Annotated in this window: 27 protein-coding genes; 26 read left to right on the top strand and 1 reads right to left on the bottom strand. The window is 33.4% G+C overall.

Annotation, left to right across the window (positions count from 1 at the left end):
• Positions 1–70 precede the first annotated feature (70 nt).
• From moaA to GAN53_RS03025, 17 genes are all read left to right on the top strand, one after another.
• A complete protein-coding gene (moaA, locus tag GAN53_RS02950) occupies positions 71–1,009 on the top strand; it encodes a GTP 3',8-cyclase MoaA (protein WP_151409505.1) in 939 nt (312 codons plus the stop codon).
• A complete protein-coding gene (gene moaC, locus GAN53_RS09705) occupies positions 1,010–1,498 on the top strand; it encodes a cyclic pyranopterin monophosphate synthase MoaC (RefSeq protein ID WP_192574078.1) in 489 nt (162 codons plus the stop codon).
• Positions 1,479–1,943, top strand: coding sequence for an MOSC domain-containing protein (locus GAN53_RS09710; protein WP_192574085.1), 465 nt, complete (start codon positions 1,479–1,481; stop codon positions 1,941–1,943). The genes moaC and GAN53_RS09710 overlap by 20 nt, the downstream gene beginning before the upstream one ends.
• Positions 1,933–2,412, top strand: a complete 480-nt coding sequence (locus tag GAN53_RS02960) for a MogA/MoaB family molybdenum cofactor biosynthesis protein (RefSeq protein WP_151409506.1) — start codon at positions 1,933–1,935, stop codon at positions 2,410–2,412. Before GAN53_RS09710 ends, GAN53_RS02960 begins: the two co-directional genes overlap by 11 nt.
• A gap of 309 nt (positions 2,413–2,721) precedes the next feature.
• Positions 2,722–3,558: a formate/nitrite transporter family protein gene (locus GAN53_RS02965; protein ID WP_151409507.1), complete on the top strand. Its 837-nt coding sequence runs from the start codon at positions 2,722–2,724 to the stop codon at positions 3,556–3,558.
• A complete protein-coding gene (gene nuoE / locus GAN53_RS02970) occupies positions 3,559–4,059 on the top strand; it encodes an NADH-quinone oxidoreductase subunit NuoE (protein ID WP_151409508.1) in 501 nt (166 codons plus the stop codon). It abuts the gene before it with no gap.
• 8 nt (positions 4,060–4,067) lie between these two features.
• Entirely contained in the window at positions 4,068–5,606 is a 1,539-nt protein-coding gene (locus GAN53_RS02975; protein WP_151409509.1) for an NADH-ubiquinone oxidoreductase-F iron-sulfur binding region domain-containing protein, read from the top strand.
• Positions 5,607–5,610: 4 nt separating this feature from the next.
• Positions 5,611–6,558 carry a 2Fe-2S iron-sulfur cluster-binding protein gene (locus GAN53_RS02980; RefSeq protein ID WP_151409510.1) on the top strand — a complete coding sequence of 316 codons (948 nt, stop codon included), beginning with the start codon at positions 5,611–5,613 and terminating at the stop codon, positions 6,556–6,558.
• Between the two features lies 1 nt (position 6,559).
• Entirely contained in the window at positions 6,560–9,256 is a 2,697-nt protein-coding gene (fdhF, locus tag GAN53_RS02985; protein WP_151409511.1) for a formate dehydrogenase subunit alpha, read from the top strand.
• The gene (locus GAN53_RS02990) at positions 9,249–9,743 is read left to right on the top strand and encodes a ferritin family protein (protein WP_151409512.1); all 495 of its coding nucleotides are present in this window, start codon (positions 9,249–9,251) and stop codon (positions 9,741–9,743) included. Before fdhF ends, GAN53_RS02990 begins: the two co-directional genes overlap by 8 nt.
• Positions 9,744–10,358, top strand: coding sequence for a molybdenum cofactor guanylyltransferase (locus GAN53_RS02995; protein WP_225791803.1), 615 nt, complete (start codon positions 9,744–9,746; stop codon positions 10,356–10,358).
• The gene (locus GAN53_RS03000; protein ID WP_099321486.1) at positions 10,345–11,043 is read left to right on the top strand and encodes a formate dehydrogenase accessory sulfurtransferase FdhD; all 699 of its coding nucleotides are present in this window, start codon (positions 10,345–10,347) and stop codon (positions 11,041–11,043) included. The genes GAN53_RS02995 and GAN53_RS03000 overlap by 14 nt, the downstream gene beginning before the upstream one ends.
• Before the next feature lie 7 nt (positions 11,044–11,050).
• The gene (locus GAN53_RS03005; RefSeq protein WP_151409513.1) at positions 11,051–12,268 is read left to right on the top strand and encodes a molybdopterin molybdotransferase MoeA; all 1,218 of its coding nucleotides are present in this window, start codon (positions 11,051–11,053) and stop codon (positions 12,266–12,268) included.
• On the top strand, positions 12,265–14,160 hold the full coding sequence (locus GAN53_RS03010) for a molybdopterin biosynthesis protein (protein WP_151409514.1): 1,896 nt from the start codon (positions 12,265–12,267) through the stop codon (positions 14,158–14,160). Before GAN53_RS03005 ends, GAN53_RS03010 begins: the two co-directional genes overlap by 4 nt.
• A gap of 10 nt (positions 14,161–14,170) precedes the next feature.
• Positions 14,171–15,118: a substrate-binding domain-containing protein gene (locus GAN53_RS03015; protein WP_151409515.1), complete on the top strand. Its 948-nt coding sequence runs from the start codon at positions 14,171–14,173 to the stop codon at positions 15,116–15,118.
• A 1-nt stretch (position 15,119) separates the two neighbouring features.
• Positions 15,120–15,782 (top strand): ABC transporter permease, encoded by a 663-nt coding sequence (locus GAN53_RS03020; RefSeq protein ID WP_151409516.1) that lies wholly within the window; start codon positions 15,120–15,122, stop codon positions 15,780–15,782.
• Positions 15,754–16,335, top strand: a complete 582-nt coding sequence (locus GAN53_RS03025; protein ID WP_151409517.1) for an energy-coupling factor ABC transporter ATP-binding protein — start codon at positions 15,754–15,756, stop codon at positions 16,333–16,335. The genes GAN53_RS03020 and GAN53_RS03025 overlap by 29 nt, the downstream gene beginning before the upstream one ends.
• On the opposite strand, the gene GAN53_RS03030 is transcribed toward GAN53_RS03025, so the two are convergent.
• Positions 16,327–17,466 (bottom strand): aldehyde ferredoxin oxidoreductase N-terminal domain-containing protein, encoded by a 1,140-nt coding sequence (locus tag GAN53_RS03030; protein ID WP_151409518.1) that lies wholly within the window; start codon positions 17,464–17,466, stop codon positions 16,327–16,329. The two genes, GAN53_RS03025 and GAN53_RS03030, sit on opposite strands and share 9 nt — an antisense overlap.
• Positions 17,467–17,653: 187 nt before the next feature.
• Between GAN53_RS03030 and mnmE the strand changes: the two genes are divergently transcribed.
• From mnmE to GAN53_RS03075, 9 genes are read left to right on the top strand one after another with little or no spacing between them, the layout of a single operon-like run.
• On the top strand, positions 17,654–19,012 hold the full coding sequence (gene mnmE, locus GAN53_RS03035; protein WP_099321479.1) for a tRNA uridine-5-carboxymethylaminomethyl(34) synthesis GTPase MnmE: 1,359 nt from the start codon (positions 17,654–17,656) through the stop codon (positions 19,010–19,012).
• On the top strand, positions 19,002–20,894 hold the full coding sequence (gene mnmG, locus GAN53_RS03040; RefSeq protein ID WP_412835125.1) for a tRNA uridine-5-carboxymethylaminomethyl(34) synthesis enzyme MnmG: 1,893 nt from the start codon (positions 19,002–19,004) through the stop codon (positions 20,892–20,894). Before mnmE ends, mnmG begins: the two co-directional genes overlap by 11 nt.
• The gene (rsmG, locus tag GAN53_RS03045; protein WP_151409519.1) at positions 20,887–21,531 is read left to right on the top strand and encodes a 16S rRNA (guanine(527)-N(7))-methyltransferase RsmG; all 645 of its coding nucleotides are present in this window, start codon (positions 20,887–20,889) and stop codon (positions 21,529–21,531) included. The genes mnmG and rsmG overlap by 8 nt, the downstream gene beginning before the upstream one ends.
• 10 nt (positions 21,532–21,541) lie before the next feature.
• Positions 21,542–22,297 carry a CPBP family intramembrane glutamic endopeptidase gene (locus GAN53_RS03050; RefSeq protein ID WP_151409520.1) on the top strand — a complete coding sequence of 252 codons (756 nt, stop codon included), beginning with the start codon at positions 21,542–21,544 and terminating at the stop codon, positions 22,295–22,297.
• A 54-nt stretch (positions 22,298–22,351) separates the two neighbouring features.
• A complete protein-coding gene (locus GAN53_RS03055; RefSeq protein WP_151409521.1) occupies positions 22,352–23,572 on the top strand; it encodes a CinA family nicotinamide mononucleotide deamidase-related protein in 1,221 nt (406 codons plus the stop codon).
• Positions 23,550–24,572: a ParA family protein gene (locus GAN53_RS03060; protein WP_151409522.1), complete on the top strand. Its 1,023-nt coding sequence runs from the start codon at positions 23,550–23,552 to the stop codon at positions 24,570–24,572. Before GAN53_RS03055 ends, GAN53_RS03060 begins: the two co-directional genes overlap by 23 nt.
• Complete coding sequence (locus GAN53_RS03065; RefSeq protein ID WP_151409523.1) at positions 24,565–25,476, top strand: ParB/RepB/Spo0J family partition protein; 912 nt, start codon at positions 24,565–24,567, stop codon at positions 25,474–25,476. The genes GAN53_RS03060 and GAN53_RS03065 overlap by 8 nt, the downstream gene beginning before the upstream one ends.
• Positions 25,463–26,038 (top strand): cyclodeaminase/cyclohydrolase family protein, encoded by a 576-nt coding sequence (locus GAN53_RS03070; RefSeq protein ID WP_151409524.1) that lies wholly within the window; start codon positions 25,463–25,465, stop codon positions 26,036–26,038. Before GAN53_RS03065 ends, GAN53_RS03070 begins: the two co-directional genes overlap by 14 nt.
• Positions 26,035–26,523: a DUF4446 family protein gene (locus GAN53_RS03075; RefSeq protein WP_151409525.1), complete on the top strand. Its 489-nt coding sequence runs from the start codon at positions 26,035–26,037 to the stop codon at positions 26,521–26,523. Before GAN53_RS03070 ends, GAN53_RS03075 begins: the two co-directional genes overlap by 4 nt.
• Positions 26,524–26,563 lie beyond the last annotated feature (40 nt).

The following is a 26,563-nucleotide window of genomic DNA, read 5'->3' on the forward strand; positions in this document are numbered from 1 at the left end:
TTATAAAATCCATAATCTGTTATAATAATTAGGTAGAAAAAAACACTTAATTTTAGATGGGAATGATTTAATGAAAGATCAATTTAATAGAGAAATTTCTTATCTTAGAATATCAGTCACAGATAGGTGCAACTTTCGCTGTAAATATTGCATGGGCGAAGAAGGCATCAAACTACTTGACCACAAGGATATTTTAACTTTTGAAGAAATTTATGAAATAGTTCAAATCATGACAGATTTGGGCGTAAAAAAAGTAAGAATTACGGGCGGCGAGCCTTTTGTAAGAAAAAATATAATGAACCTTATAGAAAAAATCGCATCTATTAAAGCCTTAGAAGACATTGGAATTACAACTAATGGATCCTTGATTTACGATAAACTTGAACGCTTGAAGGAAATTGGAGTAAATAGGATTAATTTTTCCCTAGATACTCTTAAAGAAGATAAATTTAAACAAATAACTAAAAGCTGCGATTTTGACAAAACCATAAGATCCTTAGAAAAAGCTTTGGATTTAGGATTTAAGGTAAAAATAAATACTGTTTTGATCAAGGGCTTTAACGAAGATGAGATAGATTCTTTTATAAATTTGACCAAAGATAGGGATATAGAAGTTAGGTTTATTGAGCTAATGCCGATTGGTCAGGCCAAAGATTTTGATAAAGAAAATTTCATGGGAAATCAGGATATTTTAAAGGCATATTCCTATAAGGATTTAGGATATAAGGGAGTGGCGAAAATTTATCAAATTGACGGATACAAGGGCAAAATTGGTCTTATTTCACCTCTAAGCAATAAGTTTTGCAAGGATTGCAACAAGATAAGGCTAACTTCAGATGGCAAATTAAAAGCTTGTCTGCATTCGGCAGATGAAATTAATATAAAGGGACTTTCTAAAGAAGAAAAAAAAGAGCAAATTATAAGGGCAATTTATAATAAACCCCAAAAGCATCAGCTAGAAAATTCTACTTCTGCTAGTTTAAGAAATATGAATTCTATTGGAGGATAAATGGACAAATTTTCACACTTAGACGAAAATGGCAAGGCGAAAATGGTAGACGTATCGGAAAAATCCATAAGCCACAGACAAGCCGTAGCCTACGGGAGAGTTTTACTTAACGAAAAAACTTATGAAATGGTAAAAAATAGTCAAATAAAAAAGGGCGATGTCCTTACTGTTGCAAAAATCGCAGGAATAATGGCTGCCAAAAACACATCTAGGGCCATTCCTATGTGTCATCCCATAAATTTAACTGCTATAGACATAGAATTTAAGATGAATGATAAGCAAAATTTCATAGAAATTTTTGCAACTTGCAAGGTAGATGAAAAAACTGGAGTGGAAATGGAAGCGCTCTCTGCAGTAAGTCTTGCAGCTTTAACCATTTACGATATGTGCAAGGCCCTTCAAAGAGATATAGAAATCACGAATATAAAATTATTAAAAAAGTCAGGTGGAAAAAGTGGAACATTCACAAATGAAAGTAATTTCAGTTAATATAAGCAAGGAAAAGGGAACTATAAAAACTCCCGTAGAAAAAATCCAATTAAAAATTGACCATGGAATAATTGGCGATGCCCATGCTGGCAATTGGCATAGGCAAGTTTCTCTTTTGGCAGAAGAATCGCTTAAAAAAATGCAAAAGAAATTACCCAGTCTAAAGCCTGGAGATTTTGCAGAAAATATAATGACCCAAGGAATTGACCTTCACCATTTGCCAATTGGAACAAGGCTTATAATTGGAGCTTGTGAACTTGAAGTTACTCAAATTGGCAAAGTTTGCCACAAGGGTTGCGAAATTAGAAATATAATTGGCGAATGCATAATGCCAAGCGAGGGGATTTTTACCATAGTAAAAAAAGAAGGCTACATTTATCCAGGCGATCAAATTTCTATAAAAGAAATCCCTAAAGAAAATTTGGAGGATAAAAATGAACTTTAGTGCGGCAGTTTTGGTGACATCTGACAGGGCAGCTGCTGGAATTTACGAAGATAAAAGCGGGAAAATTCTAGTAGATCTCTTAAAAGAAATGGGCTTCAAAGTAAAAAAATACCAAGTAATAGCTGATGATTACGAGGAAATAAAAAATAAATTAATAGAATATGCCGATGAAAAAATATCTCTAATTCTAACAAGTGGTGGAACTGGATTTTCCAAAAGAGATTTTACAGCCGATGCGAGCTTAGCAGTTATCGAAAAACAAACTCCTGGAATTACAGAAGCCATGAGATATGAGGGCGGGAAAATCACTCCTCTTGCCTATTTATCAAGAGCTGTAGCTGGTATTAGAGGAGAAAGTCTTATAATAAATTTCCCAGGATCTGCCAAAGCCTGTACGGAAAATTTTGAAATAATAAGACCTTTTATAATCCACGCTCTAGAAACTATAATTGGTATTGATAATCATTAGTATTAATAAAAATACAATTTCAATAAGCTTATTAATTTAAGCTTATTTTTTTTATCTAAAATGCTAAAAAATCAAGATTTAGAAAGATTTTAGGACTTACAATTTTTCAAAAAATTCAATAAAAGTATTTTGTTAAAAAAATGATTTCCTAATTAGATAATTTTTTATCAAGGAACAATGATTATACCGCCATTTTCACTCTCATTGACAAAGACGGGAAAAAGTTTTATTATAGTAATGTGTAAGTATTTAAATTTATGATTATAAATTGAATATTTATGTATATATTATGTAGATAAAGGAGGAGATATGCAAGAGATTTTAAGTCCAGATAAAATTTTGGACAAGGTAAGTGATGTTTATGTTGGAAAGGCTCGCGCAAGTAGCAAAAAACTTTTTATACTTTCTTTTATTGCTGGGGTGTTTATAGCTTTTGCTGCAAGTGGTTCAACCTTTGCATCCTTTAATTTACTTGCAAATAAAGACAGTCTAGGAATTGGAAAGCTTATCCAAGGCTTAACCTTTACTCCAGGCCTAATATTTGTACTTATTGGAGGAGCTGAACTTTTTACCGGTAATAACCTTATGGTAATTTCAGTTTTGGACAAAAAAATAAGTATAAAAGAATTATTGAGAGCTTGGGGCATAGTTTATATTGGCAATTTTATTGGTTCAGTATTTTTTGCATTTTTGATGCTAAAATCTGGTCAATGGAATAGTGGAGCAAGCGAACTTGGAGCTAGAGTAATTTTGATTGCAAATTCTAAGGTAAATTTAGGCTTTTCTCAAGCTCTTATTTTAGGAATTGCTTGTAACTGGTTAGTTTGCCTAGCAGTTTGGATGTCTTTTGGATCTGATAGCCAAGTTGGCAAGATGCTTTGTGCATTTTTCCCAGTTATGCTATTTGTTCTTTCAGGTTTTGAGCATAGTATTGCAAATATGTATTACATACCTGCAGGAATTTTAGCAAAATCTATACCAGAATACGTTGCCGCAACAGGTCTTGACCAAGCAGCTCTAAATGGCTTAAATTGGGGAAGTTTTCTAGGTCACAACTTACTTCCAGTAACCCTTGGTAATATCATCGGTGGTGGAATATTTGTAGGATTAGGATATTGGTTAGCTTATAGAAAAAGAGGAAATTAAATGAAAACAATTAGAGGAAATTTTGCTTTTGACAAGGAAGCAAACAAAGAAAAAATAGAAGAATTTAAAAATTTTATAGAAAAGAACAAGGATAGAAAAGGTCCTTTGATGCCAGTTTTGCAAGAGGCACAAAATATATTTGGTTATTTGCCAGATGAGATGATGACTCTTATTTCAAATAAACTTAATATACCACTTTCAGAAGTTTATGGTGTAGCAACTTTCTATTCACAATTTACCTTTATTCCAAAGGGAAAAACTGATATTCACATCTGCCTTGGAACAGCTTGCTATGTAAAAGGAGCTGCCGATATTTTAAACGAATTTGAAACTCGCCTTGGCATAAAAAAGGGAGAAACTACTCCTGATGGTAAGTTTTCTATATCAGAAACTAGATGTCTTGGAAACTGTGGAGCTGCTCCGGTAGTAGAAATAAATGGCGAACAGGTTGAACACTTCACAAAAGAAGATGTCTTAAAAGTTTTGGAAAATAACAAGTAGGTGAATTTATGATTAGTTTAGATTATCTTAAAGAGATTAAAGAAAATACCAAAATTGCACATCCAGAAAATTTAGAGCCGACAGATGACATACAAGTAAAAATTGCTCTTAGGAACTGTGGAGTAATAGATCCTAGAGATATTGATCAATACATAGCTAGAGATGGATATTTTGCCCTCCATCAAGCTCTATTTGAAATGGATAGACAAGAAATAATAAATGTAATAAAAGATTCCTTGTTAAGAGGAAGAGGTGGCGCAGGCTTTCCGACAGGCAAAAAATGGCAAACAGCTTACGATTACGATGTAGATCAAAAATATATCATCTGTAACGCTGATGAAGGAGATCCTGGTGCTTATATGGATAGGTCAATTCTTGAAAACGACCCTCATTCAGTCCTTGAAGCAATGGCAATTGCAGGTTATGCAATAGGAAGCGATCGAGGTTTTATCTATGTTAGAGCTGAATATCCAAAAGCTGTAGAAAGTTTAAAATATGCTATTAAAGATGCAGAAGATAAGGGATTTCTTGGCAAAAATATAATGGATTCTGGTTTTGACTTTTCAATCGAGCTTAGATTAGGTTCTGGTGCCTTTGTATGTGGTGAATCCACAGCTTTGATGGAATCAATCGAGGGCAAAAGAGGAATGCCAAGAGTAAAAATTCACCGTACAGCCTTTAGGGGCTTATGGCAAAAACCAACAGTTATCAACAACGTAGAAACTTTGGCAAATGTTGCACAAATTATCCTAAAAGGCGCTGATTGGTATAGATCTATCGGTACAGAAAAATCTCCAGGAACTAAGGTTTTCTCTTTAGTAGGAGATGTCAAGAAAAGTGGACTTATAGAAGTTCCAATGGGTACAACTCTAAGACAAATTATCTATGACCTAGGCGATGGAATTGAAGGAGATAAAGAGCTTAAGGCAGTACAAACTGGTGGTCCATCTGGTGGATGTATACCAGCAAAATACCTTGACTCATCTGTTGATTATGAAACCTTAAAAGAATTACACTCAATCATGGGTTCAGGCGGAATGGTAGTTATGGATGAGAATACTTGTATGGTTGATATTGCAAGATTTTTCCTAGATTTTACCTGTGATGAATCATGTGGTAAGTGCGTTCCTTGTAGAGAAGGTACAAAGAGAATTCTTGAAATTCTTGAAAGAATTATTGCCGGCCATGGCGAGATGGAAGATATTGATAAGCTAGAAGAACTTAGTCAATTGGTAACTGAAACATCTTTATGTGGTCTTGGAAAATCTGCGGCTTTCCCAGTAATTTCAACACTTATGTATTACAAAGATGAATACATCGACCATATCAAAAACAAACACTGCCCAGCTGGAACTTGCAAGGCTTTGTTAAGCTATAAGATAGCAGATAATTGTATAGGATGTGGAACTTGTAAGAGAAATTGTCCAGTATCTTGCATAAGCGGCAATCCAAAAGAAAAACATATTATAGATCAAGATAAATGCATTAAATGCGGAACTTGCTATAATGTTTGCCCAATCAAACCAAAAGCTGTAGTAAAGGGATGATTTTATGACAGATATAACGATAAAAATCGACGGAAAAGAAATACAAACCCAAAAAGATAGGTTCATTTTGGAAGTAGCCAGAGAAAATGGCATAGATATCCCTTCTCTATGTTATGATCCAGATCTTGAAAAATACGGTGGTTGTAGGTTATGCATAGTAGAGATTACAAACCGTGGTTGGACAAAAATCGATACAGCCTGCTCAACTAGAGTTGCTGATGGCATGGAAATAAATACTAAATCTGAGGAGATTATCAAAAAAAGAAGAGCTATTTTACAACTTCTTTTAGATTCTCACCCAAATGATTGCCTAACATGTCAAAAAGCAGGAGCTTGTGATTTACAAAAATACGCTTACGAATATGATGTGAAATTTAGAGATCACGACGGAGCAAAAAGAGAAAAAGTTTACGATCTTTCAAGCCCTTATATTTTAAAAGATAATGCTAAATGCATTCTTTGTGGCAAATGCGTTCAAATTTGTGGACAAATCGAAGAAAGATCTATCCTAAGCTTTGCCGATAGAGGTTATGATGCCTATATAGCTTTGGATCTAGGAAAGGATTTTGCTCATTCATATTGCATATCTTGCAATAGATGCGTTTCAATTTGCCCGGTAGGAGCTTTGATTGACAAAAGATCGCTTGGCAAAATTAGAAGTTTTGAAAGCGAAAAGAAAACTGTTAAGTGCAAAGTTTGCGAATTTGGTTGTAACTTTGAAGTTCATTCCAAAAATGGAGAAAACATTGCAGTTACAGCTAAAAAACCAAGTTCTGGCAGACCTTTATGTCTAAAAGGCAGAATGATGACAGAGCTAATGTTTTTAGATAATCCTGACACTCCTTATATGAAAGGTGCAGGAGAATTTGTAGAAAGCGACTGGCTAACAGTAACAGGTTTTAAAAATATAGTTAAAAAGATTGAAAAAGTAGATGCTAAAAAAGGAGAATAATATGGAAGTTTACATTAACGATGTCAAATATGATGTTGATGCTCCTAAAACGATCCTTAGCTTTTGTAACGAAATTGGAGTAGAAATTCCTACTCTTTGCTATGACAAGAGATTATTGCCAAATGGCGCTTGTAGGTTATGCATAGTAGAAGTTGAAGGTTACAAAACCCCAGTTACAGCTTGCTCAGAAAAATTAAAAGATGGAATGAAAATCCACACCCACAGCGAAAAAATCATGAGGATGAGAAGAGAAATATTAGATTTATTATTCTCCAACCACCCAAATGATTGTCTAAATTGCGATAAATCTGGTAAATGCAAATTACAAAATTATTGCTATGAATATGGAGTTAAGACTGGCTCTTACAAAAATGAGCCTAGTGAATTAAAGGTCGATAGTACCAACAAGTTCTTTACCTATGATCCTTATAAGTGCATAAAATGCGGAATTTGCGTAAGTGCATGCCATAATTTGCAAAATAGCCATGCCATAAGCTTTATAGATAGAGGTTTTGATTCTTATATTGGAGCTCCTATGGAAAAGGGCTTTGGCAATAGCGATTGTGTTTCTTGCGGCAACTGTGTTTCAGCTTGCCCAGTTGGAGCTTTAAATCCTAAGAAAAAATATCCAGAAGATAAATTTAGATATTGGGAAGTTAGAAAAGTTCAAACAACTTGCTCTTATTGTGGAGTAGGTTGCCAAATAAATTTACTAATTAAGGGCGATCGTATAGTTGAAGTTGAGCCAATTAACACCATACCAAACGATGGTTTGCTTTGCGTAAAGGGTAAATTTGCCCACAAATTTGTAAATCATCCAGATAGACTTACAAAACCACTTATCAAAAAAGATGGCAAATTTGTAGAAGCATCTTGGCAAGAGGCTTATAGACTAATCAAAGAAGAATACGAAGAGATTATGACCAAAAAAGGTCCAGATGGCTTCGGAGGTTTTTCTTCAGCAAGATGTACTAATGAAGAAAACTATTTGTTCCAAAAATTTATAAGAACAGTTTTTAAGACCAATAACGTTGACCACTGCGCTCGTCTTTGCCACGCCTCAACCGTAGCAGGTCTTGCCAATACCCTTGGCTCTGGTGCTATGACAAATTCCATAGAAGAAATTGACGGCACAGATGCATTTTTGATAATCGGTACAAATACAACTGAAAATCACCCAGTTATAGGCACAAAAATCAAAAAAAGAGTACAAGATGGAGCAAAACTAATAGTTATAGATCCAAGAGAGATCGAACTTGCCAAATATGCAGATATTTACTTGCAAATAAAACCAGGAACAAATATTGCAGCTTTAAATGGTTTGATGAATGTAATATTAAGTGAACATCTTGAAAATGAGGAATATATAAACGAAAGAACTGAAGGTTTTGAAGAATTTAAGAAAGTTATAGAAAAATATACTCCAGAAGTTGTTGCAGAAATTTGTTGCATCGACAAAGATGACTTGATCAAAGCTGCAAGAATGTATGCCAAAGCTGACAAAGGTGCCTTGTATTATTCAATGGGAATTACACAACATGCTACAGGTACCAACGGCGTAAGATCAACTTCAAACCTACAAATGCTTTTAGCAAATGTCGGTCGTGAATCTACAGGCATTAACCCTCTAAGAGGACAAAATAACGTTCAAGGTGCTTGTGATATGGGAGCTCTTCCTACAGATTACACAGGATATCAAAAAGTATTTTTGGATCCAGTTAGAGAATCTATGGGAAATTTCTGGCATACTGAATTACCAGCTAAAAAAGGTCTAACCTTAACTGAAATGATGCACTCAGCAGAAAAAGGAGAACTAAGCTTCTTATATATAATGGGCGAAAATCCTATGATTTCTGATCCAGATTTAAACCACATCAAGAAAGCTCTTAATAGTTTGGACTTTTTGGTTGTTCAAGATATTTTCCTAACAGAAACAGCAGAATTTGCCGATGTAGTTTTACCAGCAGCATCATTTGCCGAAAAAGATGGAACTTTTACCAACACCGAAAGAAGAATCCAAAGAATCAATAAAGCCATTGATCCTATTGGCGAAGCAAAGCCAGACTGGCAAATCTTAATGGAAGTTTCAACACTACTAGGTTATGAAGAGTACTATAATTCTCCAAGTGAAATTATGGATGAGCTTGCAGCTTGCACTCCATCTTATAGGGGAATTTCCTACGAGAGATTAAAAACTGAATCTCTACAATGGCCATGCACAAGCAAGGACCACAAGGGAACCAAATACTTGCACAAAAATTCTATGGCTAGAGGCAAGGGCTTATTTGTGCCAATAGAATATGAAGTAAGTAAAGAAACACCTGATGAAGATTATCCATTGATACTAACAACTGGAAGAATGTTATACCAATACCACACAAGAACTATGACTGGCAAAATCGACGGACTTACAGAAATTGCTGGAAAATCCTACATGGAAATTTCACCAGTTACTGCCAAAGCATACAATATTGCCGATGGTGAAAGAGTAAAAGTTTCATCAAGACGTGGTAGTGTTACGACAATGGCAAAAGTTACCGACAAAATTGAACCGGGCGTTGTATTTATGCCTTTCCACTATGTTGACGGATCTGCAAACACACTTACAAATCCAGTTTTGGACCCAATTGCCAAAATTCCAGAATTAAAAGTTTCATCTGTTGCTATAGAAAAATTAGAAAGGAATTCTTATGTATGATCCAATAAAGATAATAAATCTTGCCATGGGCATGGAATTATATGGCCATAATTTCTACAAGGACAATGCAGAAAAAAGCCAAAATCTACAAACCCAATCTGTTTTTAAGAAATTATCTGAAATCGAATGGGGACATTACGAATATCTAAAAAAATTACTTGCCAAATACCAAGGCGAGGAAGTTTCTGACCTAGAATTGCCAAAAGAAGAAGCTCACGAGTTTTTCGACCAAAGAAAAGAAAGCGAAAACTTAGATGAGACTTTGGAACAATCAATGATTCCAGATATGAACGTTCTTCGTATGGCTTACCTAATCGAAGAAGATTTTAGAGAATATTATAAGATGATGGCAGGAAAAGTTGAAGATAGCGAACTAAAAGAAATTCTTACAAACTTTGCGGCTTGGGAAGATGGCCATGCCAAAATTTTCAAAGACGAATACGACAAGCTCATGGATAAGTATATGAACATGAGTTGGGGTGGTTGATTGAAAGAAAAATCAGCAATCGTCCTTTCCGGTGGCAAATCCACTAGGATGGGCAAGGATAAACAAATGCTAAATTATAAGGGAACTTATCTAATAGATGCTCTTATAGAAAATTTATCCAAAAATTTTGAAGAAATAATTATTGTAAGCAACAAGAAGGATTTTTTCAAAAATAGGTATGATAATTACGAAAATAAAATACTTATCGTATCTGATATTATAAAAGATATGGGGCCATGTGGAGGACTTTTTACAGGCCTCATTTCTTCTGTTAATGAGGATAATTTTCTAATAGCTTGTGATATGCCTTATTTTAACCAAGCCTACCTAGATTTTCTAAAGACTAAGACTTACAAAAACGCCCTAGTTTATAAAAACGAAAAATATTACCAGCCATTTTTTGCCTTTTACAAAAAAGACTTGGCAAATAATTTAGAAAAATATCTACAAGCACAAAAAAGAAGTCTTAATGGATTTTTAGAAGAAATCTCCCCCACTCTCATAAAAGAAGAGGAGATAAGGATCTTTAAAAATTACCAAAACATTTTTAGAAATCTAAATTATCCAGAAGATTGGCAGAAATTTTTGAAAGAGAAAAACAATGGATTTAACTAAAAAATACCAAATAAAAAAATACAAGGAAGATAAAATAATTTGCTTTAACGATGATGTTATAGTAGAAACTTATTTTTACATTTACCAAGGAGAAAAAATCCTTGCAAGGCTTATGTGCTCGCCGTCAAATTTAGAATATCTTGTCATTGGCCATCTTTATGCCTTGGATTTGATAAATTCAAAAGATGACATAATAGATTTACAAATAAGAGATAATAAGGCCTATGTGAAATTAAAAGAGGAAAAATCTCCAAAGATAAAGAGAAATAAGGGCAAATTTATCCTTGAAAGAGAAAAAATCTTTGCCCTGGCAAATGAATTTCAAAATTATTCTTTGATTTTTAAAAAAACTGGTGGCGCTCATGCTTGTGCTATTATAGAAAATTATAGGATCATGGAATTTTTTGAAGATGTGGCAAGAAATAACGCCGTCGATAAGCTCATAGGCTATATCTTGGCAAAGGAAGTTGACATTTCAGATAAATTTATCTTTACTTCTTGTAGGGTAAGCGATCAGATTATTGATAAAATTTTAAAAATCGACTTTGATTTAATCGTATCTCAAGCCTCCCCTACCAGCGTTTCCATAGATATGGCAAGAGAAAAAAATGTAAATTTGATTGCTTTTGCTAGAGAACAAAGATTTAATCTTTATAATAAGAACGAAAATCTTATTATAAAATGAGGTGGTTATGGATTTATTAGAAGTAGTAAAAATTGATCAAGCTATAAATTTGCAAGTAGACCTTATGGAAAAAATTTCCTACAAGGAAAAAATTACCATAGATACAACTTCTTCCTTAGGCTATATTATGGCAGAAGATTTGATAAGCAAAGATGATTTGCCACATTTTAGAAAAAGCACCATGGATGGTTATGCTATAAATTACAAGGATTCTCTTGGAGCGACAGAAACGATCCCCTCAATGCTAAAGGTCATTGAAGAAATATCTATGGGAGAAGTTCCACAAAAAATTTTGCAAAGAGGAGAAGCGGCTAAAATTTATACTGGAGGAATGCTTCCAGAGGGAGCTGATGCGGTAATTCCAATTGAATTTACAGAAAGCTTATCTGAAAAATTAATTTCTATAAGTAGACCGGTTGTTTTTATGGATCATGTAATTGATATTGGCGATGATTCAAAAGTTGGCGATATTTACGAAAAAGCTGGCAAAATTATTAATCCAGAAACCATGGCCATGGCGGCAAGTCTTGGCTATGACAAAATTTCTGTTTATAGGAAACTAAGATGCAAAATCTTATCTACTGGCGATGAAATAATTCCAGTTAATGGTAAATTAAGACCAGCCAAGGCAAGAGATGTAAATTCTTATATGCTTTTTGGACTTTTAACTAGCATGGGAATTGATGTTGTTTCTGTAAAGCACTTGGCAGATGATGAAGATTTAATAGAAAAAGAACTAAAAGAAGATTTGGATTTAATTTTTATTTCTGGTTCATCATCCAAAGGCAAAAAAGATTTTGTCCCAACTGTCGGCAAAAAATTAAGCCCGGGGATAATTTATCATGGCATTTCCATAAAACCAGGTAAGCCCACAAGCCTTAGCCAAAATAACAAGACTATGATTTTGGGACTGCCGGGAAATCCTATAAGCGCTTATGCGATTTTTAGGAGCATTTTCCAAAAAGCCTATAACAAGTATTTTAATATAGAAGAAGATCTTAAAATCAAATGCAAAATCGATAGAAACATAGCCAACAATTCTGCAAAAACGCAAATTTGTCTAGTGGATTTAAAGAAAAAGGAGGATGAGCTTATTGCAAGTCCCATCTTTGGATTTTCAAACAATATTTCTCTACTAAAAAAAGCCAAGGGCTATATTATAATAGATGAATATACTGAAGGTCTAAGAGATGGAGAAGATGTTTGGGTAAGCCTAATTAGATGAGAAATATATATTTAGATACCAAAGAATTAGAAGATTCCATAGAGATTTTCCAAAATAATTTAGACCAATTTTTTGAGGATAAGAAAACTGAAATTATAAATTCCAAAGATGCCTTGGGAAGAATTTCTGCAAAAGCAATTTTTGCCAAATATTCTTCTCCTTCCTATCATTCATCAGCCATGGACGGAGTAATGGTTGTAAGCGAGATGACCAAACTTGCCAGAGAAAATAAGCCGCTTTTTTTAAAAAACGAAGATTTCATTTATTGCAATACTGGTTCTCCCCTAGTTAAGCCTTACGATGCGGTAATAATGATAGAAGATGTAAAAATCGAAGAAGATGGCATTACGATTTTAAAGCCAGTAAATGCTTGGGAAAATATTAGAATCCAAGGCGAAGATGTAATAGAAAAAGATTTGATATTTGAATCCTATCACAAATTTAGAGCAGTAGACCTTTCAGTTTTAATAGCAACTGGCATCAACGAAGTTGAAGTTTTAAAAAAGCCAATCCTTGGACTTATCCCTTCAGGCAATGAAATAATCGATAAGGATGAAGAGCTTAGCGTTGGCAAAATTATAGAATCAAACTCCGCCATGCTAAAAAGTATGGCCTTTGAAAATGGCATCGAAACAATTATCTATCCAATAGTAAAAGATGAGAAAGATTCCATAGAAAAAGCCTTGCTAAAGGCAAGCAAAGAATGCGATTTTGTCTGTCTAATTGCAGGAACTTCTGCAGGAAGCAAAGATTTTACCAGCGAAATTGTAGGAAAACTTGGAGAAGTTTTTGTCCATGGAATTTCCATAAAACCAGGTAAGCCTGCTATTTTGGGAAAAATTTTTGACCTTCCTTTTGTAGGACTTCCAGGCTATCCAGTTTCAACTCACATAGTTTTTGAAAGAATCGTAATTCCTACTATCCTAAAAAAATTAAATCAAATTGAAGATGACAAGGAAATAATAAAGGCAAAACTTACCAAACCTGTGATTTCTTCGCTAAAAAATAGAGAATATATAAGATCTAAACTTGGCATTGTCGATGGCAAAACAATTGTAACTCCTCTAGATAGGAAGGCGGGATCTTTATTTTCCCTTGCCCAATCTGATGGTTATATAATAATCGATAGAAATATCGAAGGCTACAACAGGGGTGATATCATAGATGTAATTTTGCATAAGCCGATTGCCAAAGAAATTCTTAACAACAGAATTGTTTGTATAGGCTCTCACGATATTGTTGTAGACTTGCTAAATGATATGTTTGCCAAAGACAAAAAGCAAACGAGGATTTCATCTTCTCATGTAGGTTCTCTTGGTGGACTAAAGGCTCTAAGCGAGGGCGATTGCCTAATAGCTCCTTCACATTTGCTAGATGAAGATGGAACTTATAATAATGATGCCATAAAATTATTCTTCGATCCAGAAAATATTTCAAAGATAAATGTTGTCGGTCGTAGGCAGGGAATTTATGTCCCAAAGGGTAATCCTCTTTCTATAAAGACCATCGATGATTTGCTTGATAAAAAAATGGTCAATAGGCAAAGAGGAGCAGGAACAAGATTGCTTTTTGATTATCTTTTGAAAAAAGAAAATATTGACCCTTATACCATAAGAGGATATGATAATGAAGTTACAACTCACCTATCAGCAGCTCTTGCTGTAAAAAATGGCGATTGCGATTTTTCCATTGGAGTAGAATCAGCAGCAATAAAAATGGATATAGACTTTATCTACCTAAAAGATGAAGAATATCAATTTATCATCAAAAAAGAGAACTTGAAGCTTCAGTCAATCAAAGATTTGCTTGAAATTTTAAGATCAGAAGACTTTAAAATTAGAATATCTGAGCTTGGTGGGTATAATACAAATGACAGTGGAAATATTTTATAGGAGGAATAAAATGAAACTAAATAAATTTCACTTAATTGCAGTTGCAACCTTATTAATAGCAACAGGTTGTGGCAATCAAGAAAAAGAAGAAACAAAAGAAGAAACCAAAACAGAAGTAACAGAATCTCAAAGCCAAGAAAACAAAGAAGATGCTAACAAAGAAGAAGACAAAAAAGACGAAGATGCTAAAGATGATACTTCTAAAGAAGAAAATGTTGTAAAACTTACAACAACAACATCTGTAAACGACTCTGGTCTTATGGAATATCTAAGAGATGGTCTAAAAGAAGATACAGGTCTTGATATGGAAATCGTATCAAAGGGAACAGGAGCTGCTTTAGAAGATGCTAAAGCAGGAAACGCTGATGTAATCCTTGTACACTCAAAAGCTAAAGAAGAAGAATTTGTAAAAGAAGGTTATGGTCTTGAAAGAAAACCATTCATGCACAACTTCTTTGTAATAGTTGGACCAAAAGATGACCCAGCAGGAATCAAAGGCAAAGATGCCAAAGAAGCATTTGCTTTGATCAACGAAAAGAATGCAAAATTTGCATCAAGAGGTGATGAATCAGGTACAAACAACAAAGAATTAAAACTTTGGGAAGAAGCTGGAGTAAATGTTGACGAATTATCTAAAAAAGATAATTACAACGCAACAGGCGATGGCATGGGCGCAACTCTTACATTTGCATCAGAAAATGGAGCTTACACTCTAACAGACCTTTCAACATTCCTATCAATGGAAAATGATTTAGACCTTGAAGTTTTAGTTGACCAATCAGATTCTCTAAAGAATGTTTACTCAGTTATAATTGTTAACCCTGATAAGGTTGAAGGAACAAATCCAGACGTTGCACAAAAATTCCAAGATTGGATGCTTGGAGATCATGCAGCTAAACTAATAAGCGAATACGGAAAAGATAAATACGGACAAGCATTATTCTTCTTAGGTGAATAATATGAATGAAATTTTTTCCATAGTGGTATTAACTCTTAGGATATGCTTTATTTCAACTTTGATTTCGACAATATTTGCAATCCTTTTGGGTTTTACCCTTGGATTAAATGACAATAAATTCATCAAATATGTAAAGATAATTACAAATGCATTTACATCCTTGCCACCAGTTATAGCTGGCGTTGTGGTTTATCTAATATTTTCAAAAAATGGAGTTTTGGGACATCTTTCTTGGCTTTATACTGAAAAAGTTATAATAATCGCTCAAGTTTTGATAGTTACACCGATTATAACTGCCAATATTTTTCCGGCTGTTGAAAGTATTAGAAATTCTTTTATTGAAACATCTCTAGGATTAAAGATTTCTAAAGTAAAAATGTATTTTCAATTACTTAAAGAAGTTAAGATTTCTGTAATTTCTGCAATCATCACAGGTTTTGGCAGAGCTATTTCAGAAGTTGGAGCTGTTATGATAGTTGGAGGAAATGTAAGATTTAAAACCAGAGTTTTGACTTCTGCCATTGTTCTTGAAAATAACAAGGGCAATTATCAAATGAGTATCAAACTTGGAATTATTCTTATGGCAATTTCTCTAACAGTTTCATTTCTAGCTATGATTATTAGGGGGAGAAATAATGATAAAATTAAAAAATCTTACAGCTGATGTTAATGGCAAATCATTATTTCAAATAAAAGAATTTACCTTTGAGGATGGAAATAAATATATTCTTACTGGAGAAAACGGTGCTGGCAAATCTACTTTGCTCAAATCATTTTTGGGTCTTTGCCCTTTTGTAAAAGGAGAAATTGACATAGATAAGGAAATTATCTACCAGGCTCAATCTCCCTACCTTTACAAAAATACTCCAAGAGATAATTTCAAATTGGTAAATATAAATCCCAAAAATATAAAAAAAGAATTGGAATTTTTTGCCATAGAAAATTTGCTAGACCAGCACATAGAAAGTCTATCAGGTGGAGAAAAAGAAAAGCTTGCTTTTCTAAGATCAACTCTTAGAGCCAAGCAAACTTTGATTTTGGATGAACCTTTTTCTCAGATGGACAAAAAATCTAGGAAAAATGCAAATGATTTTCTAGATAAGTGGCTAAAAGAAAAAGACGATAGGATGATAATTCTAATAAGCCATGACAGTTTAGAAGATTATACTTATGATTATCATGTAGCAATAGAAGATAAGCAGCTCAAATTACTTTAAGCTGCTTTTTATTTTTTCTATCTCATTTATTAAATATTCTAAATCATCTTCTGAATAATTTTTGCCAGAAAGTTTATTTATGGTTTGACTTATATTTGATAAGTCTTTTGGATTAACTGCAAATAAACAAAGGCCTGCGGAATCTATTATATCGATATTTGGATTTTTATTTTTAGCTTTCTTTTTAGTGGTTTTGATTGCGTATTTTTCTGCTAGAAAATTTCTTCCCTTGGCCAGATCTTTATAAATTTCTTCCCTCTTATCTTCTACTATATTTTTGCAAATAGTATCCAAATTTTCTGCTTGTAGATTTTTAAACTTATAAATGTGATTTAGATTTTCGTAGGCAAATTCTATGGTCTTTGATAGGGCAAAGATATCTATGCCGTAGGCATCCAAGATTTTTTTAATTTCTTCTAATTTTTGATTTTCGCTTATAGAATTTCTTTCGCTAGTAGAAAATATATTTTCTTTTTTATCCCTCCTTTTTTCCAAGCAACCCAAAAGGCAGCCAGGGCAATTTCTATTTGGATTTTCCTCGTAGATTTGAGGAGTTTTTATTTCTCTAAGATTATTTTTCTTGACATTTATCGATACGACATTTTTTGCCAACAAAATATTAGCAAGGCCTCTAGAAATTCCTTGATATTCGTCAACCCTTAATCTTGAAAGCTCATCGCCCTTCGTTGCAGACTTACTTATATAAATAGAAGAAATATCTTTTCCATATTTTTTTCTCAAAGCCGAAAAAGATAGATTATCGCTCTTTTCAAAATTATTTATAAAAACTTCATCATCTATAAAAATTTCTTTTTTCTCTCTTGCTTTTCCAAGTAAAACCAAAGCATCGTAAGAATTTGTTTTTAGATAATAAGAAAAATTTCCTCCCAAAGTTCCGTAGGTAATATTTCCTGATTCATCTTTTGCCATTATTATGTATTTGCATATAGGATTGGGATATGAAATTATTGCGGACGTAAAAACCATAAAAGGATTTGTTTTAGGATTTTGGGACAAATAGTAATAGGAAAGCCCCAGCCCTCCTAGGTAAGAATTTGAAATTTCATCTTCCACATATTCCACTTTTGTATTTTCATTTTCTAAGTCGATTATCAAAATTTTATAAGCCATATTTAACTCCTTTTTATTATTGTACTATTTTTTGAAAAGATGCTGGTATTTTTGTTTATAAATCATTTAAAATCTCCCATAAATTTGAAAAACAAGATTGACTTTATCGGCATTTCCACTATAATCTTAATGTTAAGAACCACTAGTGAAAGTAGTGGATTACTAGCTTACTAAGAAAGGAAAATATATGAGTGAGAAAACAATAGCAGCTATTTCCACTCCTCAAGGTACAGGTGGTATATCCATTGTGAGGATGAGTGGAGATAAGTCAAAGGAAATTATCGATCAAATTTTTAGTCCCATTCACGGTGGACCAATAGATAAGATCAAAGACAATCGCAAAATGCGTTATGGAAACATCATCGATGGTGAAGAGATTATCGACGAGGTTATGGTAAATTTCATGGCAGCTCCCAAAACTTTTACTAGAGAAGATATAGTTGAAATAAATTGCCACGGCTCTTTTATTTCGGTAAAAAAAATCCTTAACTTACTTTTGGATAAGGGAGCGACTCTTGCCGAGCCAGGAGAATTTACCAAGCGTGCTTTTCTAAATGGACGAATCGATCTATCCCAAGCCGAGGCGGTTTTAGACATAATTAATTCTACCAACGAATTATCCCAAGCTCAGGGCATCAATCAGTTAAATGGTTTGCTAAGAGATGAGATAGGAAAAATTAGAAAAGATCTTTTGGAAGCACTTTCTCGTTTGGAATATTCGATTAATTTTACAGAAGATGGCGAAGACCTTCCTCCAGATGAAATTATTTCCTATATGGAAGAAGCTGATAAAAAAATCAAAAAATTATTAAGCACTTCCAATAAGGGCAAGATTATAAAAGATGGAATAAACACAACAATAATTGGCAAGCCAAATGTTGGCAAGTCTTCCCTACTTAATGCACTGCTAAAAGAAAATCGCGCCATCGTTACAGATATTCCTGGAACGACCAGAGATTCCATCAGTGAATATATAAGTCTAGGATCTTTTACCCTAAAGATTAACGACACAGCAGGCATACGCGATACAGATGATTTGGTAGAAAAAATTGGGGTTGATAAATCAATAGAGCTTTCCAAGTCTTCTGATCTTATTATTGCAATTTTTGACAGATCCAGAGAGTTTGACAGCGAAGATGAAAAAATTTTAGAACTAATCAAAGGCAAAAATGCCATAGTCATTTTAAATAAAACTGACCTTGCCAACAAATTTTATATGGAAGAATTGGACTTACCTATAATAGAAACTTCCATGAAAGAAAATATTGGCATTGAAGAATTGGAAGAAAAAATTCAAGATATATTTGACACCAAAGTGATTAACCGAGAGTCGCTAATCATTACCAACACTCGTCACGAGAGATTATTAAAATCCGCTGATGAAAAATTGGATAATTCATTAGAAGATATAAAAAGAGGGATTTCGCTTGACGCAGTTGAAGTTGACCTAAGAAGTTCCTACAAAGATTTGGGACTAATAATTGGCGAATCCGTTTCAGATGAAATTATGGATAAGGTATTTAAGGAGTTTTGTGTTGGAAAATAAGTATATACAAAAAGCCTACGATGTAGTCGTCGTAGGTGCTGGCCATGCAGGTTGCGAAGCAGCTTTAGCTTCAGCTCGCCTTGGCATGGACACTTTAATATTAACAACATCATTAGAATCAATTGCAGATATGCCTTGCAATCCAAATATTGGTGGAACAGGCAAGGGACATTTGGTTCGTGAAATTGACGCTCTAGGTGGACAAATGGCAAAGGTAATCGACCAAACTTTCATCCAATCAAGAATGTTAAACACATCCAAAGGACCTGCGGTTCATTCCCTAAGAGTGCAAGCTGACAAGAGAAAATATCACGAAGCAATGAAAAAAGTTTTGGAAGATGAAGAAAACATCGACATTTTTGAACAAGAAGTCGACAAGATAAATTACGAGAACGGAAAAATTGTTTCATGTGAAACAATCCAAGGAGCAATTTTTCCTTGCAAGGCTTTAATAATTTGTACTGGCACTTATCTAAACGGGAAAATTCTTATCGGTGATTTTGAAAAAGTTTCAGGTCCTCATGGTCTATCAGCAGCAACTTATCTTTCTGATTGCCTAGAGGAAATGGGTTTTAAACTCAGAAGATTTAAAACTGGAACTCCTGCAAGAATTGACAAAAAATCAATCGATTTTTCAAAGACTCATGTTCAAGCAGGAGATGCCGAAGTAATCCCTTTTTCTTTTGCAAACGAAGGCTGCGATTTTTCAGATCGCAAACAATACGATTGCTACCTAACCTACACCAGTCCACAAACAAAAGAAATCATTATGGAAAACATCGACCGCTCCCCTATCTACGGCGGCAAGGTCAAGGGAATCGGTCCGAGATATTGTCCATCTATAGAAGATAAGATGATGAGATTTCCAGATAGAGATATCCACCAAGTTTTTCTTGAACCAGAATCTTTATCAACAGATGAAATTTACGTTCAAGGAGTGTCTTCTTCTTTGCCACAAGAAGTACAAATGGATTTTTATAAGACGATTTTAGGTTTGGAAAATGTAAAAATCATGCGTCCAGCTTACGCCATTGAATACGATATGATTGACACCAGAGAATTAAATTTGACTTTGGAAAGCAAAGCCTACCAAGGATTATATTTTGCAGGTCAAATTAATGGCTCAAGTGGTTACGAAGAAGCAGCAGGTCAGGGAATAATTGCAGGTATCAATGCGGCATTAAAAATAAAGGGCGAAGATCCTTTTATTTTGGATAGGTCTGATGCTTACATTGGAGTTTTGATTGACGACTTGGTTACAGAAGGGACAAACGAACCTTATAGAATGATGACAAGCCGCTGCGAATATCGACTTACTCTTCGCCAAGATAATGCCGATTATAGACTTACTGAAAAAGCTTACAAGATTGGTTTGGCAGATGAAGAACGCTACCAAAAAATGCTCGATAAGTATAAGGCTATTGAAAATGAAAAAAATAGGCTAAAAAAAATAATGCTTACTCCAACCAAGGAAACTAATGAGAAATTAACAACTCTAGGTTCTAATCCCCTAGTGACAGGCATAACTCTTTACGACTTATTAAAAAGACCGGAAATTGATTATGAGAAAATTTCAGTTTTTGATCCTGATAGACCGATTCTTCCAAAATTTCAACAAATTCAAACTCAAACTGAAATAAAATACGAAGGCTATATTGCTAAGCAAATGGCAGATATTGAGAAATTTAAAAAGCTTGAGAAAAAGAAATTGCCAAAAGATTTTGACTATCTAAATGTTTCTGGACTAAAAAAAGAAGCGGCAATAAAGCTAAATGAAATAAAACCAGATTCAATCGGCCAAGCCAGTCGTATTTCTGGAGTAAGCCCGGCGGACATAAATGTACTTTTAATTAGACTAAAGACTGGAGAAGTAAGTGGATAAAAAAGACCAATACAAGATTTTCATAGATTATTTGTTAGAAGTAAATGCCCATACAAATCTTACGACCATTACAGACATTGACGAGATAAAAATAAAACACATAGAAGATTCCCTAAGCGTTCTTGATCTGATAAAGGAAAATGACAAAGTTTTAGATATAGGATCTGGGGCAGGCTTTCCAGGAATCCCTCTAGCCATTGAAAAGAAAATCGACCTAACTCTTATAGACAGTGTAAATAAAAAAGTTAAGTTTATGAACCAAGCAATTGAAAAAATTAATCTACAAAACGCTAGAGCCATTCACGCAAGAGCCGAAGATTTTGCCAAAGATAATAGAGAAAAATATGATGTGGTCGTTTCAAGAGCAGTTGCCAACATGACAACCCTATCAGAGCTTTGCCTACCCTTTGTAAAAGTGGGCGGAATTTTTATCGCCCTTAAAGGGCCAAAGGCAGATGAAGAATTGGAAGAAGCAAAAAATGCTATAAAAATTTTAGGCGGAAAAGTTATAGATATAGAAAGATTTGATTTATCGGGCAATGAGAGAGCAAATATCGTAGTTAAAAAAATCTACCCGACAAATAACAAATATCCAAGAGGAAAAAATTTGCCGAAAAATAAACCATTGAAATTCTAAAAGGAAAACTATGAAGAAATTTTTAAAACTCTTAGGAATAATATTTTTGCTAGCAGGCTTTGTATTTTTATCAGAGTTACTAGCTGCCAAAGTAATTCAAATTTATGGGCAAATAAAAAAGGAAACTCTAGACATTAAGTATCAACTTTTGCTAGGGCAAATCATAAGAGGAATCATAATAATACCTATAATCTATAAGAGATCGGAAAAAACTCCTTATATAAAATCATCAGTAAAAAAAGATTTTTGGAAGATGATTGTAATTGGTTTTGGCGTTTTTTCCTTAGGAAACATTCTTGTAAGTATTTTATTATACTTTTTAAAAGATTTACCATCTATAACAAGGACCCTGGAAACTCTTGAAGAAGTTTCAAACTTTTCAAGTGGATTTTTCTTAACTTTCTTAGTTATAGTAATTTTAGCTCCAATAACCGAAGAACTTATTTTTAGAGGGATTTTGTTTGAGGAAATCAATAGGCTTTTTGATTATAAATTTGCTATATTATCCACAGCACTTTTGTTTGGAATTTATCACTTTAATATTCTTCAAGGAGTGAACACTTTTGTAATGGCTCTTATTTTGGCAATGATTTATTATTACAGGAAAAATATTCTCGACTCAATTTTAATCCACATGGTAAATAATTTTCTGGCGTTAATTTTAAGCATCAATCAAAACTTGGCAAGTCTTGTATTTATTATAGGTTTTGTTTGCATATTTATAAGCTTTATAATAATTAAAAAAATCATTAAGTCATCTAATTAGATGGCTTTTTTCTTGAGAAAATTTAATGGTATAATACTTTAGAATGGAGTAATTATGGATGCACAAATTTTTTCTATAGGAACAGAAATTTTACTTGGTACAATAACAGATACCAACTCAAAATTTATAGCAGAAAAACTAGCAGACCTTGGCATCAACTTATATAAAATGGAAACCATAGGCGATAATTATAAGAGACTTTATGAGGCCATGAAAGAAGTTGATGGTAAAGTCGATTATGTTTTCACAACTGGTGGCCTGGGTCCAACAGCCGATGATATAAGCAAGGAAGTAGCAATTGATGTTTGTGAATTATCTAACGATGTTCAAGTTGATCAAAATAGCTACCAAGAAATCTTAAAGTTTTTTAACAATAATGAATTTAAGGCAAAAGAAAATATTAAGCAGGCCAAATTTCCCAAATCTGCAATCATTTTAAAAAACAAAGTTGGAACTGCACCTGGTTGTATTATTAAGTCAAAATCTAATACCAAATTCGTTTTGCTCCCTGGACCACCCAAGGAAATGGTTCCAATGTTTGAAAATGAATTGATGAAATATTTACACAAGGAAGCTTTTTTAAAATCTGTTTTTGTAAAAACTGGACTCTTGGAAGAATGGGATATGGCTAGAAGAATTGATCTTAATAAAAGCAATCCAACCATTAGTCCTTACGTAAGCGATCAAGGTCCTTTATTAAGAATTTCAGCAATGGGAAAAAGCGAAGAAGATGTAGATAAAAAAATTAAAGAAGGTCTAGATTTAGTAAAAAATAAACTTAACCCTTTTGTTATAACAAGTGAAAATATTAGAAAAGAAGAAGTTCTAATTAATCTTTTAAGAGATAGAAACGAATTTGTCTCTACCGCCGAATCAATTACTGGTGGACTAATAGCTTCTTCTATAATAGATATCCCAGGTGCAAGCGATGTTTTAAAAGAATCTTACATAACATATGCCAACGCAACAAAAGAAAAAATTCTAAATGTTTCATGTGAAACAATTAAGGAGTATACTGTTGTTAGTAAAGAAGTCGTAAGAGAAATGGCTCTTGGACTAAATAAAATCACAAATAGTAACTTGTGTATAGCAACAACCGGATATGCTCACAAGGGCGAAGTATATGTTGGAGTTTATTATAATGGAGAAATTTACGTTAGATATTTTAAACTTTCTGGCGATCGAAACCTTATAAGACAAAGAATTAAAAATTATGCTCTTGATATGGCTATACTAATAATGAGAGGTGTTTATGAAAGTAATATCGGTATTTAATCAAAAAGGTGGAGTAGGAAAAACTACAACTGTAGTCAATTTATCGGTTGCCCTAACTTATCTAGATAAAAAAGTTTTGGTAATAGATATGGATCCGCAGGCTAATACAACTTCGGGTTTTGGTATGGATAAATTTACCATTGAAAATTCAATTTATGATCTTTTTTGTGATCTAACAGAAAAGAAAACTATGACCGCAAATCTTGTGGAAGATGAATTACTCGCAGCAGACATGGCGGAAGAAAATAAAAAACAAAGCAGTGTAGAAGAAATAAAAGAAGATGGTGTCAAAAAAGAAGATAAAGAAGAAACAGACTCTGAAGATCAAAATAGCAACGGGAAAGATCCCAAGGCAGACTCAATAAAAGAAGATGAAATAGAAAAGATAGATGGAAAAACTGATCTTAAAGAATTCGTGGATATAGATAAATATATTAGCAAGACTGAAATTGGTGTAGATATTATAACTTCCCAACCCGCTTTATCTGGTATAGAAGTGGAACTAGTCGATCTTGATCCCTTTGAAAGAACTCAAGAGCTAAAAGAAATCATGGAAGAAATAAGGAAAAAATCTTACGATTTTGTGTTAATTGATTGTCCACCATCTCTTGGGCTTTTATCAATAAATGCACTAGTTGCAAGCGATTCAATACTTGCACCAGTACAGACTGAATATTACGCCTTGGAAGGAATAAGCGAGCTTATGAATACCTTTAATCTAGTTAAAAATCAATTAAACAAAGATTTGGAAATTGAAGGGGTTCTATTGACGATGTTTGACAAAAGAACTTTCTTATCTTACGAAGTAGTTGAAGAAGTTAAGAACTTCTTTAAGTCAAAAGTATTTAAAGTCATGATACCTAGAACTCCAAGGCTAGCTGAATCACCAAGTCATGGGCAATCAACTATACAATATGACCCGGATTCACAAGGAACTCTTGCGTATATGATGCTTGCTGATGAAATAATCAAAAAAGAAATGGAGAATGAAAATGACTAACAGAAGAAGTCTAGGACGTGGTTTGCACTCATTAATACCTGAAGATCCCAACAAAAAAATGAATAAACTCTTTGAAACAGACCCGGCTCTAAATAAGCAAATGGTCAAAGGTGCGAACAGTAAAGAAATTCTACAAATCGACATAGAAAAAATTTACGCTAGAAATAACCAACCTAGGAAATCTTTTGATGATGAAACAATTGATGATTTGGCTAAATCCATTGAAAAATACGGACTTTTAAATCCGATTGTAGTAAGGAAAAAAAATGATAAATACGAAATAGTTGCTGGTGAACGTAGGTACAGAGCAATAAAAAACCTTGGATTAAAAACAATTGATGCCATTATTAAAGACTATGATGAAAAAGATGTAGAAGTTTTATCCTTGATAGAAAACATCCAAAGAGAAGACCTAAAAGTTCTCGAAGAAGCAAATGCCTACAAGAAACTTTCAAGCCAATATAATTTAACACAAGAAGAAATTGCTAAAACTATGGGCAAATCAAGATCTTATATAGCAAATACCATGAGGTTATTAAATCTTTATGATGTTGAAAAAAGAGCCTTAGATAAGGGTCAAATCTCCCCTTCTCAAGCAAGAACGCTTTTGTCAATTGATGATGGCAACCTAAGATCGTTGACACTTAACGATTTTATAAACGGATCTACCAATATAAGAAAAGTTGAAAAAAGGAAAATCAAAGAGAAAAAAATGGCAGAATCTGTCACTGATAACAAGCCTCAAACACCTAACCTTGACGATATTTTGCTAGAAGATTTGACAGAAAAATTTATGGATAAATTATCTTCCAAGGTAAATATCAGCAAATCTGGCAAAAACTACAAGCTAACAATTGATTGTTACAGTATAGAAGATCTAGAAAAAATTTATGACAAATTATAAGAAAAAATTATCAACTTTTGATTTAGAAACTTTGCTAAAGCAAACAAGAAAATCAGATGCCAATCCAGGTGGAGGTGCGATTTTAATTATCATAAGCAATTTAGCTCTAAATTTAATTTTGATGATGGATAGAAAATCTTGGAAAGAAAAGAAAGATCAAGCTGAGATTAACAAAGAAGAAATTTTAAAATTATCAGAAAGCTTATCCTTAAATGCACAAGATGATGTTGACAATTTTGCTTATTTGATGGAAAAAATTATAGAAGGCCAAGCATTAGAAAAAGATTATTATAATGCTAGTAAGCCTTTGCTTACTATGATTGATACGAATATCAAGGCTTTAGAGATTTTGAAATTTTACTTAGAATATGGAAAAATTTCCACAATAACAGATGGACAAATTGCCAACGATATTCTTAAACAAACAATTATTTCAGCTCTTCCAACTATTAAATTAAATTTAGAAAATTTTGATGAAAAAATCGATCTTGATAAGTATATTAATTTAGCAAATAAATTGCACAAGGAAAATACAAAAATTATTGAAAGAAGGAAAAAATGACGACAATTTATGTTATTTTGGGAATTTTAGGCCTAATCTCCATCATTGAATTTGCCATGATTCATTCCGTAAACAACAAATTACGCAGACAAAAACAAAGATATGACCATTTGCTTAGGGGAACTAGAGAAGATTTGAATATTGAAGAGCTTTTGCTCAACTTAAATGATCAGATAGAATCCTCAAATTTACAGCTAAAATCAGTAGACCAACGTTCAATGGAAACAAGCGATAAAACTATGGGAGCTATTAGCAAGATTGCAGTTGTTCATTATGACGCTTTCCAAGGCCAAAGTGGCGAACTATCTTTTTCGCTTTGCATGCTTGACACTTACCACAACGGTGTTATTTTTACTAGCCTTTATGCCGATAAGGGTTCAAATTTTTATATAAAAGAAATTACCAATGGTATCTCAAAGCAAGAGCTTTCAAAAAACGAAAAAGATGCTCTAAATAGAGCAAAGGGTAAATTTTTAAATAAGTAAAACAACTTATTATATCTAACAATAGATTTTTTATATCTAA

The organism is Anaerococcus sp. Marseille-P9784 (genome assembly GCF_902500265.1).
GTDB lineage: Bacteria > Bacillota > Clostridia > Tissierellales > Peptoniphilaceae > Anaerococcus.

What these genes read in the sequence shown, in the direction of transcription:
- GAN53_RS02960 (WP_151409506.1), top strand. Translation starts at nt 1,933, where the DNA reads ATGAACTTTAGTGCGGCAGTTTTGGTGACATCTGACAGGGCAGCTGCT.
- fdhF (WP_151409511.1), top strand. Translation starts at nt 6,560, where the DNA reads ATGGAAGTTTACATTAACGATGTCAAATATGATGTTGATGCTCCTAAA.
- moaC (WP_192574078.1), top strand. Translation starts at nt 1,010, where the DNA reads ATGGACAAATTTTCACACTTAGACGAAAATGGCAAGGCGAAAATGGTA.
- GAN53_RS03055 (WP_151409521.1), top strand. Translation starts at nt 22,352, where the DNA reads ATGGATGCACAAATTTTTTCTATAGGAACAGAAATTTTACTTGGTACA.
- GAN53_RS03005 (WP_151409513.1), top strand. Translation starts at nt 11,051, where the DNA reads ATGGATTTATTAGAAGTAGTAAAAATTGATCAAGCTATAAATTTGCAA.
- GAN53_RS02990 (WP_151409512.1), top strand. Translation starts at nt 9,249, where the DNA reads ATGTATGATCCAATAAAGATAATAAATCTTGCCATGGGCATGGAATTA.
- GAN53_RS03015 (WP_151409515.1), top strand. Translation starts at nt 14,171, where the DNA reads ATGAAACTAAATAAATTTCACTTAATTGCAGTTGCAACCTTATTAATA.
- GAN53_RS02965 (WP_151409507.1), top strand. Translation starts at nt 2,722, where the DNA reads ATGCAAGAGATTTTAAGTCCAGATAAAATTTTGGACAAGGTAAGTGAT.
- GAN53_RS03030 (WP_151409518.1), bottom strand. Translation starts at nt 17,466, where the DNA reads ATGGCTTATAAAATTTTGATAATCGACTTAGAAAATGAAAATACAAAA.
- GAN53_RS09710 (WP_192574085.1), top strand. Translation starts at nt 1,479, where the DNA reads ATGAAAGTAATTTCAGTTAATATAAGCAAGGAAAAGGGAACTATAAAA.
- GAN53_RS02980 (WP_151409510.1), top strand. Translation starts at nt 5,611, where the DNA reads ATGACAGATATAACGATAAAAATCGACGGAAAAGAAATACAAACCCAA.
- GAN53_RS03020 (WP_151409516.1), top strand. Translation starts at nt 15,120, where the DNA reads ATGAATGAAATTTTTTCCATAGTGGTATTAACTCTTAGGATATGCTTT.
- GAN53_RS03000 (WP_099321486.1), top strand. Translation starts at nt 10,345, where the DNA reads ATGGATTTAACTAAAAAATACCAAATAAAAAAATACAAGGAAGATAAA.
- GAN53_RS02975 (WP_151409509.1), top strand. Translation starts at nt 4,068, where the DNA reads ATGATTAGTTTAGATTATCTTAAAGAGATTAAAGAAAATACCAAAATT.
- GAN53_RS03025 (WP_151409517.1), top strand. Translation starts at nt 15,754, where the DNA reads ATGATAAAATTAAAAAATCTTACAGCTGATGTTAATGGCAAATCATTA.
- GAN53_RS03060 (WP_151409522.1), top strand. Translation starts at nt 23,550, where the DNA reads ATGAAAGTAATATCGGTATTTAATCAAAAAGGTGGAGTAGGAAAAACT.
- GAN53_RS03050 (WP_151409520.1), top strand. Translation starts at nt 21,542, where the DNA reads ATGAAGAAATTTTTAAAACTCTTAGGAATAATATTTTTGCTAGCAGGC.
- mnmE (WP_099321479.1), top strand. Translation starts at nt 17,654, where the DNA reads ATGAGTGAGAAAACAATAGCAGCTATTTCCACTCCTCAAGGTACAGGT.
- GAN53_RS03075 (WP_151409525.1), top strand. Translation starts at nt 26,035, where the DNA reads ATGACGACAATTTATGTTATTTTGGGAATTTTAGGCCTAATCTCCATC.
- nuoE (WP_151409508.1), top strand. Translation starts at nt 3,559, where the DNA reads ATGAAAACAATTAGAGGAAATTTTGCTTTTGACAAGGAAGCAAACAAA.
- moaA (WP_151409505.1), top strand. Translation starts at nt 71, where the DNA reads ATGAAAGATCAATTTAATAGAGAAATTTCTTATCTTAGAATATCAGTC.
- GAN53_RS03010 (WP_151409514.1), top strand. Translation starts at nt 12,265, where the DNA reads ATGAGAAATATATATTTAGATACCAAAGAATTAGAAGATTCCATAGAG.
- GAN53_RS03065 (WP_151409523.1), top strand. Translation starts at nt 24,565, where the DNA reads ATGACTAACAGAAGAAGTCTAGGACGTGGTTTGCACTCATTAATACCT.
- GAN53_RS03070 (WP_151409524.1), top strand. Translation starts at nt 25,463, where the DNA reads ATGACAAATTATAAGAAAAAATTATCAACTTTTGATTTAGAAACTTTG.